15 protein-coding genes are annotated in these 16,890 nt (G+C 58.7%); 5 read left to right on the forward strand and 10 right to left on the reverse strand.

Annotated features, from left to right (window positions below):
• Positions 1 to 3: 3 nt before the first annotated feature.
• Positions 4 to 1,443, reverse strand: a complete 1,440-nt coding sequence (locus AB4Z35_RS12815) for a hypothetical protein (protein ID WP_442097397.1) — start codon at positions 1,441 to 1,443, stop codon at positions 4 to 6.
• Between the two features lie 366 nt (positions 1,444 to 1,809).
• Between AB4Z35_RS12815 and AB4Z35_RS12820 the strand changes: the two genes are divergently transcribed.
• From AB4Z35_RS12820 to AB4Z35_RS12830, 3 genes are all read left to right on the forward strand, one after another.
• Positions 1,810 to 2,961, forward strand: a complete 1,152-nt coding sequence (locus tag AB4Z35_RS12820) for an iron-containing alcohol dehydrogenase (protein ID WP_442097398.1) — start codon at positions 1,810 to 1,812, stop codon at positions 2,959 to 2,961.
• Positions 2,958 to 3,395, forward strand: a complete 438-nt coding sequence (locus AB4Z35_RS12825) for an acyl-CoA thioesterase (RefSeq protein ID WP_442097399.1) — start codon at positions 2,958 to 2,960, stop codon at positions 3,393 to 3,395. The genes AB4Z35_RS12820 and AB4Z35_RS12825 overlap by 4 nt, the downstream gene beginning before the upstream one ends.
• An 82-nt stretch (positions 3,396 to 3,477) precedes the next feature.
• Positions 3,478 to 4,146 carry a TetR/AcrR family transcriptional regulator gene (locus AB4Z35_RS12830; protein ID WP_442097401.1) on the forward strand — a complete coding sequence of 223 codons (669 nt, stop codon included), beginning with the start codon at positions 3,478 to 3,480 and terminating at the stop codon, positions 4,144 to 4,146.
• Positions 4,147 to 4,213: 67 nt separating this feature from the next.
• Here AB4Z35_RS12830 and gabD read toward each other — a convergent pair whose 3' ends face one another.
• From gabD to glaH, 3 genes are all read right to left on the reverse strand, one after another.
• The gene (gene gabD, locus AB4Z35_RS12835; protein ID WP_442097402.1) at positions 4,214 to 5,662 is read right to left on the reverse strand and encodes an NADP-dependent succinate-semialdehyde dehydrogenase; all 1,449 of its coding nucleotides are present in this window, start codon (positions 5,660 to 5,662) and stop codon (positions 4,214 to 4,216) included.
• A 13-nt stretch (positions 5,663 to 5,675) separates the two neighbouring features.
• On the reverse strand, positions 5,676 to 6,944 hold the full coding sequence (gene lhgO / locus AB4Z35_RS12840) for an L-2-hydroxyglutarate oxidase (RefSeq protein WP_442097456.1): 1,269 nt from the start codon (positions 6,942 to 6,944) through the stop codon (positions 5,676 to 5,678).
• 95 nt (positions 6,945 to 7,039) lie between these two features.
• Positions 7,040 to 8,017 (reverse strand): glutarate dioxygenase GlaH, encoded by a 978-nt coding sequence (glaH, locus tag AB4Z35_RS12845; protein ID WP_442097403.1) that lies wholly within the window; start codon positions 8,015 to 8,017, stop codon positions 7,040 to 7,042.
• Between the two features lie 192 nt (positions 8,018 to 8,209).
• Here glaH and csiR point away from each other — a divergent pair, with 192 nt between their 5' ends.
• Positions 8,210 to 8,908: a DNA-binding transcriptional regulator CsiR gene (csiR, locus tag AB4Z35_RS12850; protein ID WP_442097404.1), complete on the forward strand. Its 699-nt coding sequence runs from the start codon at positions 8,210 to 8,212 to the stop codon at positions 8,906 to 8,908.
• Positions 8,909 to 9,058: 150 nt separating this feature from the next.
• On the opposite strand, the gene AB4Z35_RS12855 is transcribed toward csiR, so the two are convergent.
• From AB4Z35_RS12855 to AB4Z35_RS12880, 6 genes are all read right to left on the reverse strand, one after another.
• A complete protein-coding gene (locus tag AB4Z35_RS12855; RefSeq protein WP_442097405.1) occupies positions 9,059 to 10,486 on the reverse strand; it encodes a GGDEF domain-containing protein in 1,428 nt (475 codons plus the stop codon).
• Positions 10,487 to 11,270: 784 nt separating this feature from the next.
• Positions 11,271 to 12,500 carry an alanine racemase gene (gene alr / locus AB4Z35_RS12860; RefSeq protein ID WP_442097406.1) on the reverse strand — a complete coding sequence of 410 codons (1,230 nt, stop codon included), beginning with the start codon at positions 12,498 to 12,500 and terminating at the stop codon, positions 11,271 to 11,273.
• Between the two features lie 190 nt (positions 12,501 to 12,690).
• Positions 12,691 to 13,116: a GNAT family N-acetyltransferase gene (locus AB4Z35_RS12865; RefSeq protein WP_442097407.1), complete on the reverse strand. Its 426-nt coding sequence runs from the start codon at positions 13,114 to 13,116 to the stop codon at positions 12,691 to 12,693.
• 275 nt (positions 13,117 to 13,391) lie between these two features.
• The gene (locus AB4Z35_RS12870) at positions 13,392 to 14,447 is read right to left on the reverse strand and encodes a YkvI family membrane protein (protein ID WP_442097409.1); all 1,056 of its coding nucleotides are present in this window, start codon (positions 14,445 to 14,447) and stop codon (positions 13,392 to 13,394) included.
• A gap of 96 nt (positions 14,448 to 14,543) precedes the next feature.
• Positions 14,544 to 14,924, reverse strand: coding sequence for a RidA family protein (locus AB4Z35_RS12875; RefSeq protein ID WP_442097410.1), 381 nt, complete (start codon positions 14,922 to 14,924; stop codon positions 14,544 to 14,546).
• A 27-nt stretch (positions 14,925 to 14,951) separates the two neighbouring features.
• Positions 14,952 to 16,088 (reverse strand): NAD(P)/FAD-dependent oxidoreductase, encoded by a 1,137-nt coding sequence (locus AB4Z35_RS12880; RefSeq protein WP_442097411.1) that lies wholly within the window; start codon positions 16,086 to 16,088, stop codon positions 14,952 to 14,954.
• A gap of 184 nt (positions 16,089 to 16,272) precedes the next feature.
• Between AB4Z35_RS12880 and AB4Z35_RS12885 the strand changes: the two genes are divergently transcribed.
• A complete protein-coding gene (locus AB4Z35_RS12885) occupies positions 16,273 to 16,887 on the forward strand; it encodes a helix-turn-helix domain-containing protein (RefSeq protein ID WP_442097412.1) in 615 nt (204 codons plus the stop codon).
• Positions 16,888 to 16,890: the final 3 nt, after the last annotated feature.

Raw genomic sequence — 16,890 nt, forward strand, 5'->3', positions numbered from 1 at the left:
GGGTTAACCCTCTAATGTGTTCAGGAAATCCATCGCCTGGCGATGGGAGTCTTCTGTTGCTGCGCAGGTAATCTTGTCGTCGCCGCCATTGAGTTCGCTGTAGCGCTGGATCGGCCCGACGACGTAGCAACTCGGCCGGCCGCACGCGCAGGGTTTGTCCCATTCGACGGTGATTTCATCGCCGGTGATAAAGCCGCCCCAACGGATCTCGGCGCCGAGGTCGAAGAAGGCTGCACGACCGGTCACGCGACCTGTGCGGGGCAGCGGCTTGCTGGTCTCCGGATCGAGCAGGTAAGGGATGACCGTGGGGGCGAAGTGGAAATGCCCCGCTTCGCAGCGCGCATGAGCGCCGCCGACGATTTCGGACATCGCATAGGATTCGTTGAGAGTCTTGGCACCGGTGAAGCGCAGCACGTCTTCGCGCCAGCCCTCGGGTTGGACGACACCCTTGCCGCCACCGGCGGTGTGCACGAACGAGTCAGGGTGGAAGACACCTTCCAGGCCTCGCTCCAGACCCGCTTTGGCCATGCTGTGCAACAGGTTCCAGGTCGCGCCGATGTACACGCGCTGGCCCTTGAGCTTGGTGGACATATGATCGAAGAAGGTCGCCAGGTGCTGTGGCATCTCGGCCTGCAACTTGTCGAAAGCCTTCTTCTTTTCCAGCAGTTCCGGGCTGATCACCAGGCGATCGAGGGTGCCTTTGGACTGTGCCGCACGCAGCTTGGCGCCCAGGTGGAGCACGTCGGTGCTGAGGGTAGTCGGGTAAGCCGCATGGAAATGCGATTCGTCCGGCAGCAGCGCTGGAATCATGGCGGCGTGGACACGCACATGACTCAGGTAGCCCTTGCGGTAGTAAGGGTAAATCGTGTGCAGGTTGGGCTCCGGGGTGTCCGGCCCCTCCATGTTCCACACCATCATCTTGCGCAGCTGAGCGAATTTTTCCCACTCATGTACGCCTTGGGGCAGGAACGACAAGGTGCCGGACGTGCCCGAGGTGTGACTGATGCGCAGTTGCGGCACGCCTTCGTCCATGGTCTCGAACCAGTCATCCAGGCCCTGGCAATCGCTGACATTGACCGCGGCGATGGCCTCGGCTACCTCTGGCGTCACCAGTTTGCCCAGCCACTTGTTGATCTGGCCGAAGCTGCGCTTCTCCAGCAACGATGGCGGGTAGGACTTGTAGACGGTGTGTTCGAACAGCAGCGGTACCACGTCGTCGAGTTGCTCGATCTTGTCCACGCCTTGGGCGTCGGCAAGCTTCTTGAGTACCGGTATGCGCTCGCGAAGTTCTGCGAAGCGTTGCTTCAGGGCATTGAGCTGTAGCGCGTCGATTTCGGCGCGGGGCAAATGGTTCCAGGCTTGCTGGGAATAGTTGACCAATTCTGCCGGGTTGTTCAGCAGCTGCTGGGTTTTTTGTTCTATCGACAGTTGTGCAGTGGGCATTTTCTGGCTCGCTACTCGACTAGTGGGAACCGGCCAGGCCGGGGGAGGTGTGGCTCAAGTATGGGGATGCCGAGGTGAATTTTGTTCCGGATTCCGATACTCGAATGTATGACTCAAGTAGCTGAAAAATAAGTAAAAAAACTGAAGTTTCGAGGTGCTTCCGGAGGTCTTTCCGGATTCGGGGCGGGTGACCGGATTTCAGGCGGGATCAGGTGGTTGGCTGGCATACACTCGGTCTCGCTCACTCATATCAATGGGGGAGCGAGCTGCCACTCAGACCACTATTTGTGAGGGGCTTGCGGTTGGCGCATGTGCTTTGCAATCGCCAGAAAAACTCAGCGCAAAACACCTATTCGTGAGGCTTCCATGTTGAAAATGGTATTTCAAACCACTCCATCAATGATCATCGAGCGCGGTGCTTCGACCCGGCTCGCCGCTCATGTTCGCGCCATGGGCTGCAAATCGGTTTTATTGGTGACCGATGCGGGGGTTATTGCGGCCCGGCTACTGGATGCGGTGCTCGCCGGCTTCGAGGGCCAGGAGATAGCCGTCACCGTGTTTTCCCAGGTACAGGCCGACCCGCCGGAGTCGGTGATTCTGGCGGCGGTGGGTGCCGCCAAAGCCTGTGGCGCCGAGTGCGTGGTGGGCTTGGGTGGCGGCAGTTCGCTGGATGCCGCCAAGCTGGCCGCGCTGCTGGCGCGCAGTGGCGAGTCCTTGAGCGAGGTCTATGGCATCAACCAGGCCAAAGGCCCGCGTCTGCCGCTGATTTTGGTACCCACCACGGCAGGGACCGGTTCGGAAGTGACTTCGGTCTCGGTCGTGACCACCGGTGCGGGTGAGAAGAACGTGGTTTATTCGCCAATGCTGCTGCCCGACCTGGCTGTACTGGACGCGGAGCTGACCCTTGGCCTGCCGCCCCACGTCACCGCCGCGACCGGTATCGATGCCATGGTCCATGCCATAGAGGCCTATACCACTAAAAACCTGAAGAACCCGATTTCCGATTGCCTGGCACGAGAGGCGTTGCGTCTGTTGTCCGGCAGCCTGTTCCAGGCCTGCGTGGACGGTAGCAACCTGCAAGCGCGGGAGAACATGTTGCTCGGTGCTTGCCTCGCGGGCATGGCGTTCGCCAACGCCCCGGTGGCGGCGGTGCATGCCCTGGCTTATCCCCTCGGCGCACGTTTCCATATACCACACGGTCTTTCCAATGCCCTGGTGCTGGGGCCGGTGATGCGCTTCAATCTTGAGACGGTGGCGCCGCTGTATGCGCAACTGGCCGACATCGTCCTGCCTGGAATCCTGGGTACCGATATTGAAAAAGCCTCTACCCTGGCCAACTACCTCGGCACCCTGGCCGGTGAGCTGGGCCTGTCGACCCGCTTGCGTGACCTGGGCATCGTCGAGTCCGACATCGAGGCGCTGGCTCTCGATGCGATGAAGCAGCAGCGCCTGCTCGGCAACAATCCCCGGGAGCTCTGCCTGGCCGATGTGCGCTCGATCTACAGGGCGATTCTATGAGCAACAGGCTCAAGCGGCCGTGCCGGGACGAGTTTCGCCATTTCACCCAAGTGCCGACACGCTTTGGTGACAATGACGCCTTTGGGCATGTGAACAACGTGGTCTATTACTCTTACTGTGAGTCGGCGATCACGGCGTTCCTGGTCGAACAGGGCACCCTGGACATTGCCAACAGCCCGGTGATCGGGTTGATCGTCAATTCGGGTTGCACCTATTTTTCGTCCATCGGCTTCCCCGACCAGATCACTGTCGCCATGAAAATATCCCGCCTGGGTAACAGCAGCGCACGCTACGAGCTGGCACTGTTTCGCAACGATGAGCACGTAGCGGCCGCAGCGGCCCATATCGTCTATGTGTACGTCGACCGCGCCAGCAACACCTCGGTGCCCATGCCGCAAACGGTGCGTTCTGCACTCGCCAGACTCGCTGACTAAGCGAGCCGCCTCGGTCATACTCCAGTTTGCTGCCTGTCGGTTCTGCCGCAGTGGCAATGAGCAGCACTCTGGAGAGGACACTATGATCAAACCAACCCCTGACAAACCCGGTGTGCAGGTCGAGATACCTGCCCAGCCGCGCAAGGAACCGCGCCAGGCACGCTCGATTGCGCTGGTTACGGCTGTGAAACAGGCCGGTCGGCAAATTCTCGAAAGCGAGGGGCGGGAAGCCTTGAATGCCATGCGCCTGGCCGAAGACTCAGGGGTGGCGATCAGTTCGATCTACGAGTACTTCCCGACGATGGAGGCGTTGATCGCTGCGGTGTTTGATGATTACCGGACTGAAGCCCGCATCGAACTGTTCGCCGACATTATGGCGCTGCCGCCTGGCACCAGCCTGCTGGACGGGATTTTGCTGGCCTTGCGGGCGGTATTGGCCGCCCATCACAAGAAAACCTTGTTCGATCCGGCGTTCAGTGTGCGTTCCACTCATTACGACGAACTGGTGCGACTGGATGTGGTCAAGGCCAAGCAACTCTGGACCGCCACGGCGAGTTCAGCCTTGATGAAGCGCTTCGCCAGCGACATCCGGGTGAAGGATCGGGAAAAGGCCGAGTTTCTGGTTTACCAGACATGGACGGTGCTTCCACGGGCCATGCTGTTGGAAAGACCGGGCTACCTCACTGATGAGGACACGCCCAGGATGATGGCGCGCATGCTGCACGCACTGTTGACTGACCCGAACGCTTGAACCGCGGAAAGAACGACGCCCCGCAAGCGGGGCGTCAGGTGTCAAGCCGTGCAGGCGGCGTGGATGCTCAGATGCCGATGCACAGGTACTTGATTTCCAGATAGTCCTCGATGCCGTATTTGGATCCTTCGCGGCCCAGGCCTGAGGCCTTGATGCCACCGAACGGCGCCACTTCGTTGGAGATGATCCCGGTGTTGACGCCGACGATGCCGTACTCCAGCGCTTCGCCGACCCGGAACACTCGGCTCAGGTCGCGGGCATAGAAGTAGGAGGCCAGGCCGAATTCGGTATCGTTGGCCATGGCGATCACATCAGCTTCATCCTTGAAGCGAAACAGCGGTGCCAACGGGCCGAAGGTTTCTTCCTTGGCGACGGCGGCGTTGCGCGGTACATCGACCAGCACCGTTGGCTCGAAGAAGGTCCCGCCCAGGGCGTGTGGCTTGCCGCCGGCGACCACGCGAGCCCCTTTGCTGACGGCATCGTCAATGTGTTCCTGGACCTTGGCCATGGCTTTGGCGTCAATCAGGGGACCGGTGGTGATACCGTGCTCCAGGCCATTGCCGATGGTCAACCTGGCTACGGCGGCGGTGAGTTTTTCGACGAAGGCATCGTAGACACCGTCCTGGATATACAGGCGATTGGCACAGACGCAGGTCTGGCCGTTGTTGCGATACTTGGAGATGAGCGCGCCGTCGACGGCGGCGTCCAGGTCGGCGTCATCGAACACGATGAAGGGGGCATTGCCGCCCAGTTCCAGCGAAACCTTCTTGATGTCCCTGGCGCACTCGACCATCAGTTGGCGGCCGATTTCGGTGGAGCCGGTGAAGCTCAGCTTGCGCACGATCGGGTTACCGGTCAGTTCGGCGCCGACTTCGCCGGCACTGCCGGTGACCACGCTGAATACGCCTTTCGGAATGCCGGCGCGCTCGGCCAGCTCCGCCAGGGCCAGGGCCGAGTAGGGCGTTTGCGAGGCCGGCTTGAGGACCATGGTGCAGCCTGCGGCCAGGGCCGGACCGGCCTTGCGGGTGATCATCGCCGACGGGAAGTTCCACGGAGTGATAGCTGCGGTGACACCGATCGGTTGCTTGAGCACCATCAGGCGCTTGTCGACCTGGTGGCCGGGAATCATGTCGCCATAGACGCGCTTGGCTTCTTCGCCGAACCACTCCAGAAAGGAGGCGGCGTAAGCGATTTCGCCACGGGATTCGGTCAGCGGCTTGCCTTGTTCAAGGGTCATCAAGCGGGCCAGGTCTTCCTGGTTGGCGATCATCAGATCGAACCACTTGCGCAATTTGTTCGCGCGTTCCTTGGCGGTCAGGGCGCGCCAGGCCGGCAGCGCCTTGTCGGCGGCTTCGATGGCCCGACGGGTCTCGGTCGCACCCATCTTCGGCACGCTGCCGATGATTTCACCGGTGGCCGGGTTGTTGACCTTGAGGGTCTGGCCGTTGTCGGCATCTACCCATACACCGTCGATATAGGCTTGTTGGCGGAACAATTGGGGATCATTGAGTTGCACGCGAAATTCCTTCTTATCGAGTTGCGACGGCAGCCGCCAGAGGAGCTGGCCGAGCGGAGTTGACGGATTTGACGAAACTGACGCCGGAGCTTGTGAGCTGCTCGCGGACCTTGTCGACGATGTGTGCACCGATCGGGATGGCCGAGGTGGCGGCAGGCGATGGGGCATTGCAGACGTTGACACTGCGGGCGGTGTTGACGAACACGAAGTCTTCGATCAGCTTGCCGTCCAGCGACACGGCCTGGGCGCGTACACCGGCCGGGTAGGCGGTGAGGTCGTTCTTGTTGATGCTCGGGCAGTACTTCTGCACTTCCTTCAGGTAGCCGCCCTTGAACAATGAGTTTTTCATTTCGATCAGGCCAGGGCGCAGATTCTTCATCAGTACCTTGAGTATGCCCGGGGTGGTCAGGGTTTCGAACATGTCCGACAGCGAGAAATCAGTCTTGCGATAGCCTTCGCGCTTCATTGCCAACACAGCATTGGGGCCGACGGTGACGGTGCCGTCGATCATGCGGGTCAGATGCACACCGAGAAATGGCATGGCCGGATCGGGGATCGGGTAGATCAGGTGGTTGACGATCTGGTTGTGTTGCTTGGGCAGCAGGTAGTACTCGCCACGGAACGGGCAGATGATGAAGTTGGGCTTGATCCCGAGCATGCGCACCACGCGGTCGGCCATCAGACCCGAGCAGGTGATCAGGAAGCGCCCGTGGTGCTCCAGGGTGTCGGTGCGGACCACCACTTCATCGGGACGCTCGTCGATGGCGACCACTTCGCTGTCGTAGCGGATCTCGCCACCGGCGGCTTCGAATTCACGGGCCATGGCTGCGGTGACCTGGGCGTAGTTCACGATGCCGCTTGAAGGCACGAAAATTCCGCCCAGGCCGACGATGTTCGGCTCGCGCTCGCGCAGCTCGGCGGCCGTCAGCCAGTCACGCCGGATGCCATTCGCTGCAGTGCGTTCCCACAACGCGCGCATGCGCTCCATTTCCAGCTCGTTGGTGGCCACCAGCAGCTTGCCGCACTCGTCAAACGGGATGCTGTGCTTGTTGCAGAAAGCCTTGGTGGCTTTGTTGCCTTCCAGGCAGAAACGCGCTTTCAGGCTGCCCGGGGTGTAGTAGACGCCGGCATGGATCACGCCACTGTTGTGGCCGGTCTGGTGCCTGGCCGGGCCGGACTCTTTCTCCAGCAGGAGGATTTTTGCTTCCGGGTAAACCTGAGTCAGTTGCATGGCCGTGGACATGCCCACAATGCCGCCACCGATGAGGATGAAGTCGTACACAGCCATTGGTTTGCACCCACCTGAATTACGTATTTGTTGGAGGCACGACGAGGGCCTTGCGAGGTGGCCCTGGTCGGTTCAGCGCTTGGCAAATTTCATTGGCCGCGCTGGTACAAGGTTTTCTGGTAGCTGATGTAGCCACGCTGACGCATCAGTTCACGACGCAAGCCCTGGTGAGCGGTAAAGCGGTCACGGCCGTGCAGCCAGAACATGTTGTTGACCAGCACGAAACTGCCGACCGGCACCGGTACCGACAATTTCTGCGAGCTGCCTTCCAGGGACTCACTCAGGGCGTTCAACCAGATGCCTTCCTCATAGTCCTTGGGCTGCACGAACTGGTCGATGTAGCGCATGGTCGGGCGACCTTCGGCATCGTTGTCAAACACCGCGTGGAACACATCTTCACGTACGTTCTTGCTCGGTGGTGCGGTGAAGCGCATTTCACGACGGGCCAGTGGGTGAGTGTAGTAGTGGTGCAGATCTGCCCAGTCATCCAGGTGCAGCAGCAGGGAGTTGCCGCCTTCCATGTTCTGCTCGTCGATCTTCATCATCATCACGTAGTCGGTGCGCTCCTGGACGAAGGTGCCGTCGTTGTGCAATTCCATGACCCGGTGTGGCTGGCGCAGGTAGCTGTCGGAGTTGTCGGTATTAGCCACTACAAAGCGCGCGTAGAACTGGCCGCTCATGGCATCGAAGTTGGAGCGACCGATCAGGTGCGCGACGGCCGAGGAGAACTTGACCATGTCATCGGCCTGGGTCACGTCGCACAAGCCTTCAGGGGTAATCAGCATGCCACCGGTGGCGCGGTCCAGAATGGTATTGACCAGCACCGGGCGCAGAGTGCCCTCGCACAGCTCGTCGAGGATCTGGGCGACGCGGAAACGCAAGAACGACTTGTACTCCAGAGCCTGGACCGGCCACTCGCTCACCGCCTTGACGAAAGCGTCGACGATCTCCTTGGAAAATTTCAATTCCAGCAGACGCGCAGACTGCTCAGAGGGGGTGAGGGTGAAGCCTTTGCACTCCGAAGGGAGCGGCATCACAAGGTCCTGAATTTTCGTAAAGGCGTTCATGGCGACTCCTGGCAGAAGGTAATGGTCAGCGCCGTCCAGCACTCGTGTGGATCGGGTAAGTGAAAAATATCGCCACTAATAAAAAATATCTACATTTTATTTATAAATCGACAAAATAAGATTTCGTCGAATGTTTTTCGTCTGATAGATGTTTGGGTATGATTGAGGTTTGGCAAGTTTTGGAGCAGCCCCTTGGATAGCCTCACCCCCAGGCACAACTCTGCATTCAGTGGGTATGAGCGGCTCAAGCTGGACATCATCCGTGGCGTCTTCAAGCCCGGTGAAAAACTCCTCATGAGTGGGCTCAAGGAGCGTTATGACCTGGGTGTCGGCCCGCTGCGTGAAGCACTTTCGCAACTGGTGGCAGAGCACTTGGTGGTAGTCATCAGTCAAAAAGGCTACCGCGTAGCTCCCATGTCGCTGCAGGAGATGCAGGACATCTATGACGCACGTGCCAATCTTGAAGCGATGATTGTGGGCCTGGCCATCGAGCGGGGTGATGATGCGTGGGAAGCTCAGATCGTGGCCCAGTCTCATACCTTGTCGAAGGTCATGGACGTGACAACCCGCGAGAAGGTGCTCGACGTTTGGGATGAGCGGCACAAGGCCTTCCACAGCGCCATCGCGGCGGGTTGTGGTTCCAAGCAATTACTTCAGGCGCGTACTTACCTGTTCGACCAGGCCGAGCGCTATCGTCACTTGTGGTTGACGCAAACGGTATTCTCCGAAGAGGCCCTGGCGCTAAAACGCAAGGAACATGCCGCGCTGGTCGAAGCCATTCTTGCCCGCGATACCGTTCGGGCGACAACCATGATGCGCACCCACCTGATGACGCCAGTACCCATCATTGTCGAGGTGATGCAGCGCGACGAGTGGGCGAAGCGTTCCTGACAATGGGCAAACCCGCAAAATCGGTCGAAGCCAGGCGCAGCCTGCACGTTGTGAAAGGAGCGCTCCGAATGTGCAGATCGAATAACGCCCCATGCTGTGGCGCATAGCCGGGTATCGGTGCCGACGCTTTCAGCGACTTCGAGACGATAGTCAGGGCAGAGGTTGAAGGCTGGTTTTGATGCTAGTGACCACACGGTTACGGCCTTCGTGTTTAGCGTGATACAGGCGTTGATCGGCTGTACGCAGAATTGCCCCGATGGTGTCGCCGTCGCTGCCGGATTGCGATACGCCGATGCTCACTGTGACCGCGGTTGACCGCTGCAGGCCATGAAAAGAATTATTAGCAACGGTGCCTCGCAGACGCTCAGCGATTACGTGCGCGCCTTCAAGTGAAGTTTGAGGCAGCAGTATCATGAATTCTTCCCCGCCCACTCGGGCTACGCCGTCATACGGCCGGATCGAATCGAGGCATATCTCCACGAAACTCTTCAGGATGTCATCGCCAACCTGATGCCCGAAGCGATCGTTGATGGACTTGAAATTATCCAGATCGAGTGCCAACACGGAGAACGGCGCACCGCCGCGTAGGGTCCGGCCAATTTCGACTTCGACCCGCTCCATGAACCGACGCCGATTATCAGCGCCTGTCAGTGGATCGGTCGCTGCAAGGTGTCCGAGTTCCTGATTGGCGCGCTGGAGTTCCTGCAGGGCGCTCTCGGTATACGCCATCGATTCGGCAAGACGCACCATCAACTCCTCTTGGCTGTAAATTTTCGAGAACGACCGTGTGGTGAGGAACGCTTGCACTACCCCATAGCTCAACATGAAGAATCCACCGGCGAAGATCGCATGAGCGAGCCACCACATATGGTTCCACGGACGTGCAAGGATGAAGGCAAGAGATGACAGCGCGAACGCGGTGACCGAGATGACAAAAATCATCATCAGCGGCGAACGGATACGGCGCAGCAAGAGCATTATCACGGTCAGTGTGGAAAGAACCAGGGCACCACCTTCCATCGAGAGGCGCACCGCGAGATTGCCGGCGATCGGCGAATTCGCGACGTACGCCACTGCCACGTCAACCAGCAGGAACAGTCCTATCCAGATCAACCAAAAGCGGGCCTTCATCCGTTGGTCCGCGGCATCAGGTGGGCGGTGGTACGACAGCATTCCGACTAACAGCAGAATCGACATGACCAGTCGAGAGGCCGGTCCATAAAGCAGGAAGAGCCAGATATTGTGGTGTGCAAGCCCGGTGAACGCACCGTGCAACGCGTAGATTAGTACAAAACCGAGAAAACCAAGCGTCATCCATCGCAGTAGCGGATCTCCCGATGACTGATAGCAGCGCCACGTTACGTAAGTAACAAACGAGCCTGCCAAGGTGGCTGCCGTGATCGCAACTATATGGAACAGGTGATTCTCGAATGTAAGCGATGGGTCCTGAAAGAAGTATAAGTAGCCAATCAGATAGGCCGGAACAAGCGCAAAACCTGCGAGCAGCAAGAAGGCGTAAACCTTGACCATGAGGCGAACGGCTTCAGGTGGCTCGCCAGTGGCGATGAGATTGCTCATGGTTCCCTCCAGGTCTGAATCCATTTAGCCAACACCGGCCCGGTGTTGGAGCCACCTGCATGCCAACGGTCCCTCGCATCATTACGCAAACAAGGGATGGAGCGATCTATAGCATTTCAATATTAGACTCCTTACCAATTTATGCTGCAGAAGCAGGTAAAAATGTTCACGCGAACGCAATTAACTAATAATGAATGTCTCGTTGTTTTCATCGGCCAAGGGCTAGCTGTCCTTCCTCCAAATCAGGTGGACACCATGCCTGGACGAGTCAGCCAGATGACTTTGCCGGATGCATACAGTTAACTGGCCTTCAATGTGTCCACCGGACGGCTGTCTATGACTGACAGATTCCATTTTTAATGCAAAGAATTCTAATAGAAGTGAAAAGTCATCAGTTCGTTCTCATTTCCAATGAACCGTAACGGTTAGGCTGAAGCACAACTGCCTCTTCGTGTAGGCCCGAACACTGGTGGACGTTTCGCTTGATCCATGTGTAACGGCGTTTCCTGGCAGGTTTGATTTTTCTTTTGAGCGAGGCGGTAGGAATTTGTCCAGAGGGTGCCGAACCAGGCTGTTCACCGCCATGGCGCAGTAGTGAATATCTCAGGCAACTGCGCCGTCACCGGCGATACATTGAGTCAGCGCGGAAAAAAAATAATGGTCACCTTCCGACAAGAGAGTGCGACCTCTCTCCTGTCGGTCCCTGCCATACATTTGAGCTTTTCCGCGCTTGGCAAAACTGTGCCCGAATGAGCGCGCCCTGTAATTTACGATGGTGGCGGGATTACTTCTCGACCAGTATTTTCGGGTTGGCACTGCCCCAGACGGTGTAGAGGTCGGCCAGAAGCGCGCCGTTGATCTCTTCGACTTCAGCCTGGCTGACTTCGCTTGCGCCTTGCTTGCCAAACAGCACTACTTCATCACCTGCCTTGACGTCGGGTGCATCCGAGACATCGACCATCACGGTGTTCATCGAAACCTTGCCCACCACCGGCACGCGATGACCATTGATCAATACCACGCCTTTATTGGTGAACACGCGGCGATACCCATCGGAGTAACCGACCGTGATGTTGGCAAGTTTCGAATCACGTGTCAGGGTGAAGGTGCGGTCGTAACCCACTGTGTTTCCAGCGGGATAGTTATTGACCGAGGCCACATGCGACTTGAATTGCATCACGCGCCGATACTCAGTGCGCGAAATGACGGTATCGCCAAACAACGCGCCGCCCGTGCGCACCATGTCCAGGCGCGATTCGGGTACTTCCAGTGTGGCGAAGGAGTTGGCCGCGTGCAGGGTGATTTTCTTGCGATCGAGCTGGGCCACGTCCATCAGCCAGGCCGCTTGTTCATTGAAGGTTGCCAGGCCCTTGCGTACGTCGTCCTTATCCTCCACCGCGAAGTGGGTCATGATTGCGACCACTTCCAGATTCGGTACCTTTGTGATTGCCACGGCGTCTTTCTTGCCCTGTTCGGTGGCCATTTCCACGCCGTTACGGCTCATACCGCTTGAGTTAAGGCCGATGTGAACCTGCAGTTTGCGACCGTGTCTTTGTGCAAGATCGGCCGCCTGGCGGGCGAAATCGAGGTTGCCAACCAGTTCCTCGACGTTGTACTGCAGAGCATTTTCCAGCTCCCCCAGGGAAGCGGTGCGAACACGGATTAACTGGCCTTTAAAGCCGCTTTCGCGAACCACTCGCGCCTCTTCGTTACTGGCGACCGCCACACACGGTACACCGAGCGCGATCACCGAAGGCATCACCAACCCGATACCATGACCATAAGCATCGGCTTTCAGTACCGCACAGAGTTTCGACTTGCCGGCCAACTCGGCTTGCAGGGTACGGATATTGTGCTCTAACGCGGTCTTGTCGATTTCAATCCAGGCATTACTGATTTGCGCAGTCAGGTCGGAGTTGCCGTTAGTGAGCGACAGCGGCGGCGCCGCCTGGGCCTGGCTCTGCAAAAAAAACAGGCCGAGGGACAACGCTAGAACAGTACGGGTAAAGGGCATTTGAAACTCTCCATGTAATCGGTCTTTTTATTATTCCGATACCGATTATTGGAAGGCGATGTAAGTTGCCGTTGTACGCAGCGTTCGAAGATGTAAAAACATGTAAGGAATTTGTTCGCGGCCGTTGTGGGTGCCGGTGTCTGCAATGTGCAAGTCGGGGATCGCTTCGCCTGTAGCTACATTAGTCAGATCAGGCGACCCAGCGCATCACCTTCTCAAGGTGGCCAGTGTGCGCGTCCAGTTGTTCATTGAGAACTACAAAGCCCTGGTTCTCATAGAAATGGATACTACGCGCATTCGCCGAATACACAGTCAGCTGTAGAGTTGACTTGGATGCCRTGGCGTCCGCGAGAAGCCGCGTACCTATACCGTCCCCCTGACGTTCAGGCGATACGAATAGCGCGGCAAGTGTGTCTCCATATACAGAGCAGAATCCTGCTACCGTCCCGTCTGCCTCAAACACTCGGGACATGGCGCCGGGCAGGTATACCTCACGCATAGCATCAAGCTGGCTATGCCAGAATTCGGGGGCTATGAAGTGATGCGCCTGGATTGACGCTCGTAGCCAAATGTCCAATACGGGCTCCAGGTCAACGTTTCGAAAGTCGCGGATCATGAGGCCTCAACGATAGAGTCAGGAAGAAAACATTGTGCCATATGCGTGCTCCGCGCAACGGTCCTCCGTTTGCAGATCTGCCTGGCACTGATTCTGATCAAACAGCAATACATGGCGCTGGAACTGTGACCGCCAACGCCAGCACCGGTTTGCTCTGGGCGTTGACAGTCTGTTTGGGCCGCTGGCATGAGTATCGCCCCGTACGGCCTGCCGATTCCGTTGGCGGTCATGGTTGCACTGATCGTTTTTTTGCTCAGCACGCTACTATCGGCTGATCAAGCCTGGGCCAGGCGTCCTACGCGTAACCAGCCAACGACCACTGCGCCAATCAGTAAAAAGCCCAGGTAGCCAAAGAGTGGATAGACCTGACCCACCAGGCTGACAAACCCGACCAGGCTGCCGGCGAAAGCCAGCACGCCAGCGGCCGCAGAGCCGATGCGGAATTTGCGAGTGCCTGCCGGCAGTAGCCGGGCCGAAAAGGAATACAAGGTACCGACGGCCGTGTTGACGATCATCAGGAAAATGATCACCGCCATCAGCAGGCCGAGGACCGGCGAAACCTCCGTGGCGATGGACAGCATGGGCATTGGCAAATCCGCCACGCTGTCCAGGCGTGACAGCAATCCCAGGCTCATCACCAGCATCAGCAGCCCCAGCAACGCGCCACCGAAGATGCCACCCCAGATGGCCTGCTTCTCGGACTTCGCGGCACCGCCCATGATCGCCAGAAACGGCACCCCGGCCACGATGTTGTAAGACACGTACAACAACGCTCCCAGCAGCCAATGGTTTGCGCCAGCGTCTTGCTGGCTGGCCAGTTGATTGAGTTCACCGAAACTCAAGCCTCGGGTGGCGACGCCATACAGGGCTACCGCTACCGCCGTCAGGATCAGCAGCGGAGTGACGGCGCCGATCATGCCAATGACTTTCTGCACATCCAGGCACACGATGGCGACCACGATCAGGGTCACCGCCACGCTGCCGAACATGGCGGGAATGCCGAACTGTTGTTCCAGCAAGGCGCCGCCGCCGGCCAACATGACCACGGTCACCGCAAACATGAAGAAGGTGATCATCAGGTCGACAAAGGTGCCCAGGTAGCGTCCGCACAGTGCATACACTACGTCCTTATGGGACCTTGCCCGCAGTCGGCTACCCATGCCCGCCAATGCCATCCCGAGAAAAGTGAAGAGCGCGGCGCTGACCACCGCCCCGAGCAGTCCCCATACGCCGAAATCCACGAACATCAGCAGCAGCTCCCGACCAGAAGCGAACCCGGCGCCGACAATCACTCCGACAAATGCTCCGGCTATTTTCAGACTTTCTTTCATGACGATTTCCCTCGAATTGTTTTTGTTATGGCTTATGGGGACGACCACTGTTCATGGCCATCCCGGGGCATCGCACTGGCAAACAGCAGAGGTGGGTCAGCGGGCGCCGACCCAGGCCTGGACTTCGATCTCCACATCGACCCCCAGCGCCAACTGGGCGCCGCCGACGGTGGAGCGCACCGGGAAACCATTCTCGAAGTGGCGCTTGTACACCTCGTTGAAACCGGCGAAATGTTGCATGTCCGTCAGCCACACCGTGGCCTTGACCACCTGGTCAAAACCCACGCCGCATTCGGCCAGGGTCTCGCCGATGCGGGCCATGGCGGCTTCGGTTTGCTCGCGGATATCACCGAGCACCACCTCGCCCAGAGGGTTCATTGGTACTTGCCCTGAAAGGAATAGAAAGTCGCCGACCCGAATGGCCTTGGAGAACGGATAGGGCAGGTGGCTGGGGTAACGCTGGAGATTGTCAGACATGGTAAGGAACCTCGTTGGGATAAATGATTAACGCAAGCGGCCAGGGGCCAGGCGATGTGGCTCGACGCCCTGGCGGCGCAGTGTTTCGGGGAGGGGTTGATCGAGCAATTGCGCGCAGGCCAGTTGCGATACGCCGGCCGCGGACTGAATGCCATAACCGCCTTGGGCCGCCAGCCAGAAGAAGCCTTCACAGTGATCGTCCCAGCCGACCACCAGATCGCCGTCGGCGACGAACGAGCGCAGGCCGGCCCAGCTGTGGCGTGGGCGGCGGATGGTCAAGGAGGTGGCGGCTTCGATGTGGTAGATCCCGGTGGCGATATCCAGCTCTTCGGGCATCACGTCCTGTGGCGGGACGGGATCGGCGTTGGCCGGCGAGCCAAGCAGTTGGCCAGCGTCCGGTTTGAAGTAAAAACTTTCGTCGATGCCGATCACCGCAGGCCATCGTGAGAAGTCCATGCCCTCAGGGCCGTCGAAGGTAAAGGCGGTGCGGCGGCAGGGCTGCATCCCAATGGGCTTCACACCGCATTGCTGCGCCACCTGGTCGGCCCAGGCACCTGCGGCGTTCACCAGATTGCGCGCGCGCAACTGGCGGCCGTCGGCCAGCGTCAGGTGCCAGTGTCGACCTTCGCGGGTGGCGACGCTCAGTTGGGCGTCGCACTGCAGTACGCCACCGGCTCGGCGCATGGCCCGCAAAAAACCTTGGTGCAGCGCGTGGACGTCCAGGTCACGGGCGTCGGTTTCGAGCATCGCCCCGACAATCGCCTCCGGGCGCAGGCACGGCACCAACGCGAGGGCGTGCCCGGTATCAATCAATGAAACATTGCCAGCCTGTGCCCGGCTGACTTCGAAGGTTTGTTTCAGCAGGGATTGCTGCCCCTCGCCTGCGACGTACAGGCAGCCGCGAGGTTCCAGCAGCGCATGCTCGGTGAAGTCCGTTGGCGGTTGCTCATAGAAGTCCCGGCTGGCGCGGGTCAATGCCTGGATCTGCGGTGTGCCATAGCTTTCCATGAACATCGCGGCGGAGCGTCCGGTGGCGTGATAACCCGGCTGGCTCTCACGCTCGAGCACCACAACGCTGGCTTGCCCGGCCAAGCGATAGGCCAGGGAGGCCCCCGCAATACCACCGCCGATGATGGCGAAATCGAAACATTCGCTGCCGTGCATATCGAAGTACCTCCTGTCTCTGGGGACGGGGAAGAAATGTTCTTCCCTCTATTTTTATAATTCTCAGATAAGAGAAATGTAAGATATGAGAATTTCCCAGTCAACCCATTACCTTGAGGTATTATTCCAACCCTTGCCTTGGCTCAGCCCCAGGCACCGTTTTTCGTACGACAGAGAAGTTTGCATGAGTTCCGATCGAGTCTCGTGTCCCACGGACCATCCCTTGATAGATCGCGCCCAGGTCGGGGCGCGCCTGCGTGTCATCCGCAAAAACCAGAAGTTGACGCTCAAGCAACTGTCGCAGCGTTCAGGCGTGGCGCTGTCGACCTTGTCGAAGATGGAGCTGGCGCAAGTGTCGGTGAGTTACGAAAAACTCGCAGCCGCAGCTCGGGCCCTGAGTGTGGACATTTCCCAGCTTTTCAGTCCGGCCAAGGCGAGCGTCAGTGCTGTACAGCCCACGGTGGTCAGCACCGCCATCGACAGTGCGGCGGGTTACAGCACGGGCAATTACGAATATCACCCGATGGCGGGGGATTTCCCCGGGCGTAGTATGACGCCCATGTACGCGCGGATCTGTGCGCGCGAACTGAATCAGTTCGAAGACTACATCCGTCACCCCGGACAAGAGTTCGCCGTCGTCCTTTCAGGTCGTGTGCGAATTCAATTCGAAACGGGTGAATCCCTCAGCATCGGCTGCCGCGAAACAGCGTATTTCAACAGCTCAATTGGTCATATTTATCTGGCTGAAAGCGAGGATGGCGCCGACGCTGAAGTGATGGTGGTGATGTCGGAGTACTGACAC

This window comes from Pseudomonas sp. KB_15 (assembly GCF_052114525.1).
In the GTDB taxonomy this organism is placed as follows: domain Bacteria; phylum Pseudomonadota; class Gammaproteobacteria; order Pseudomonadales; family Pseudomonadaceae; genus Aquipseudomonas.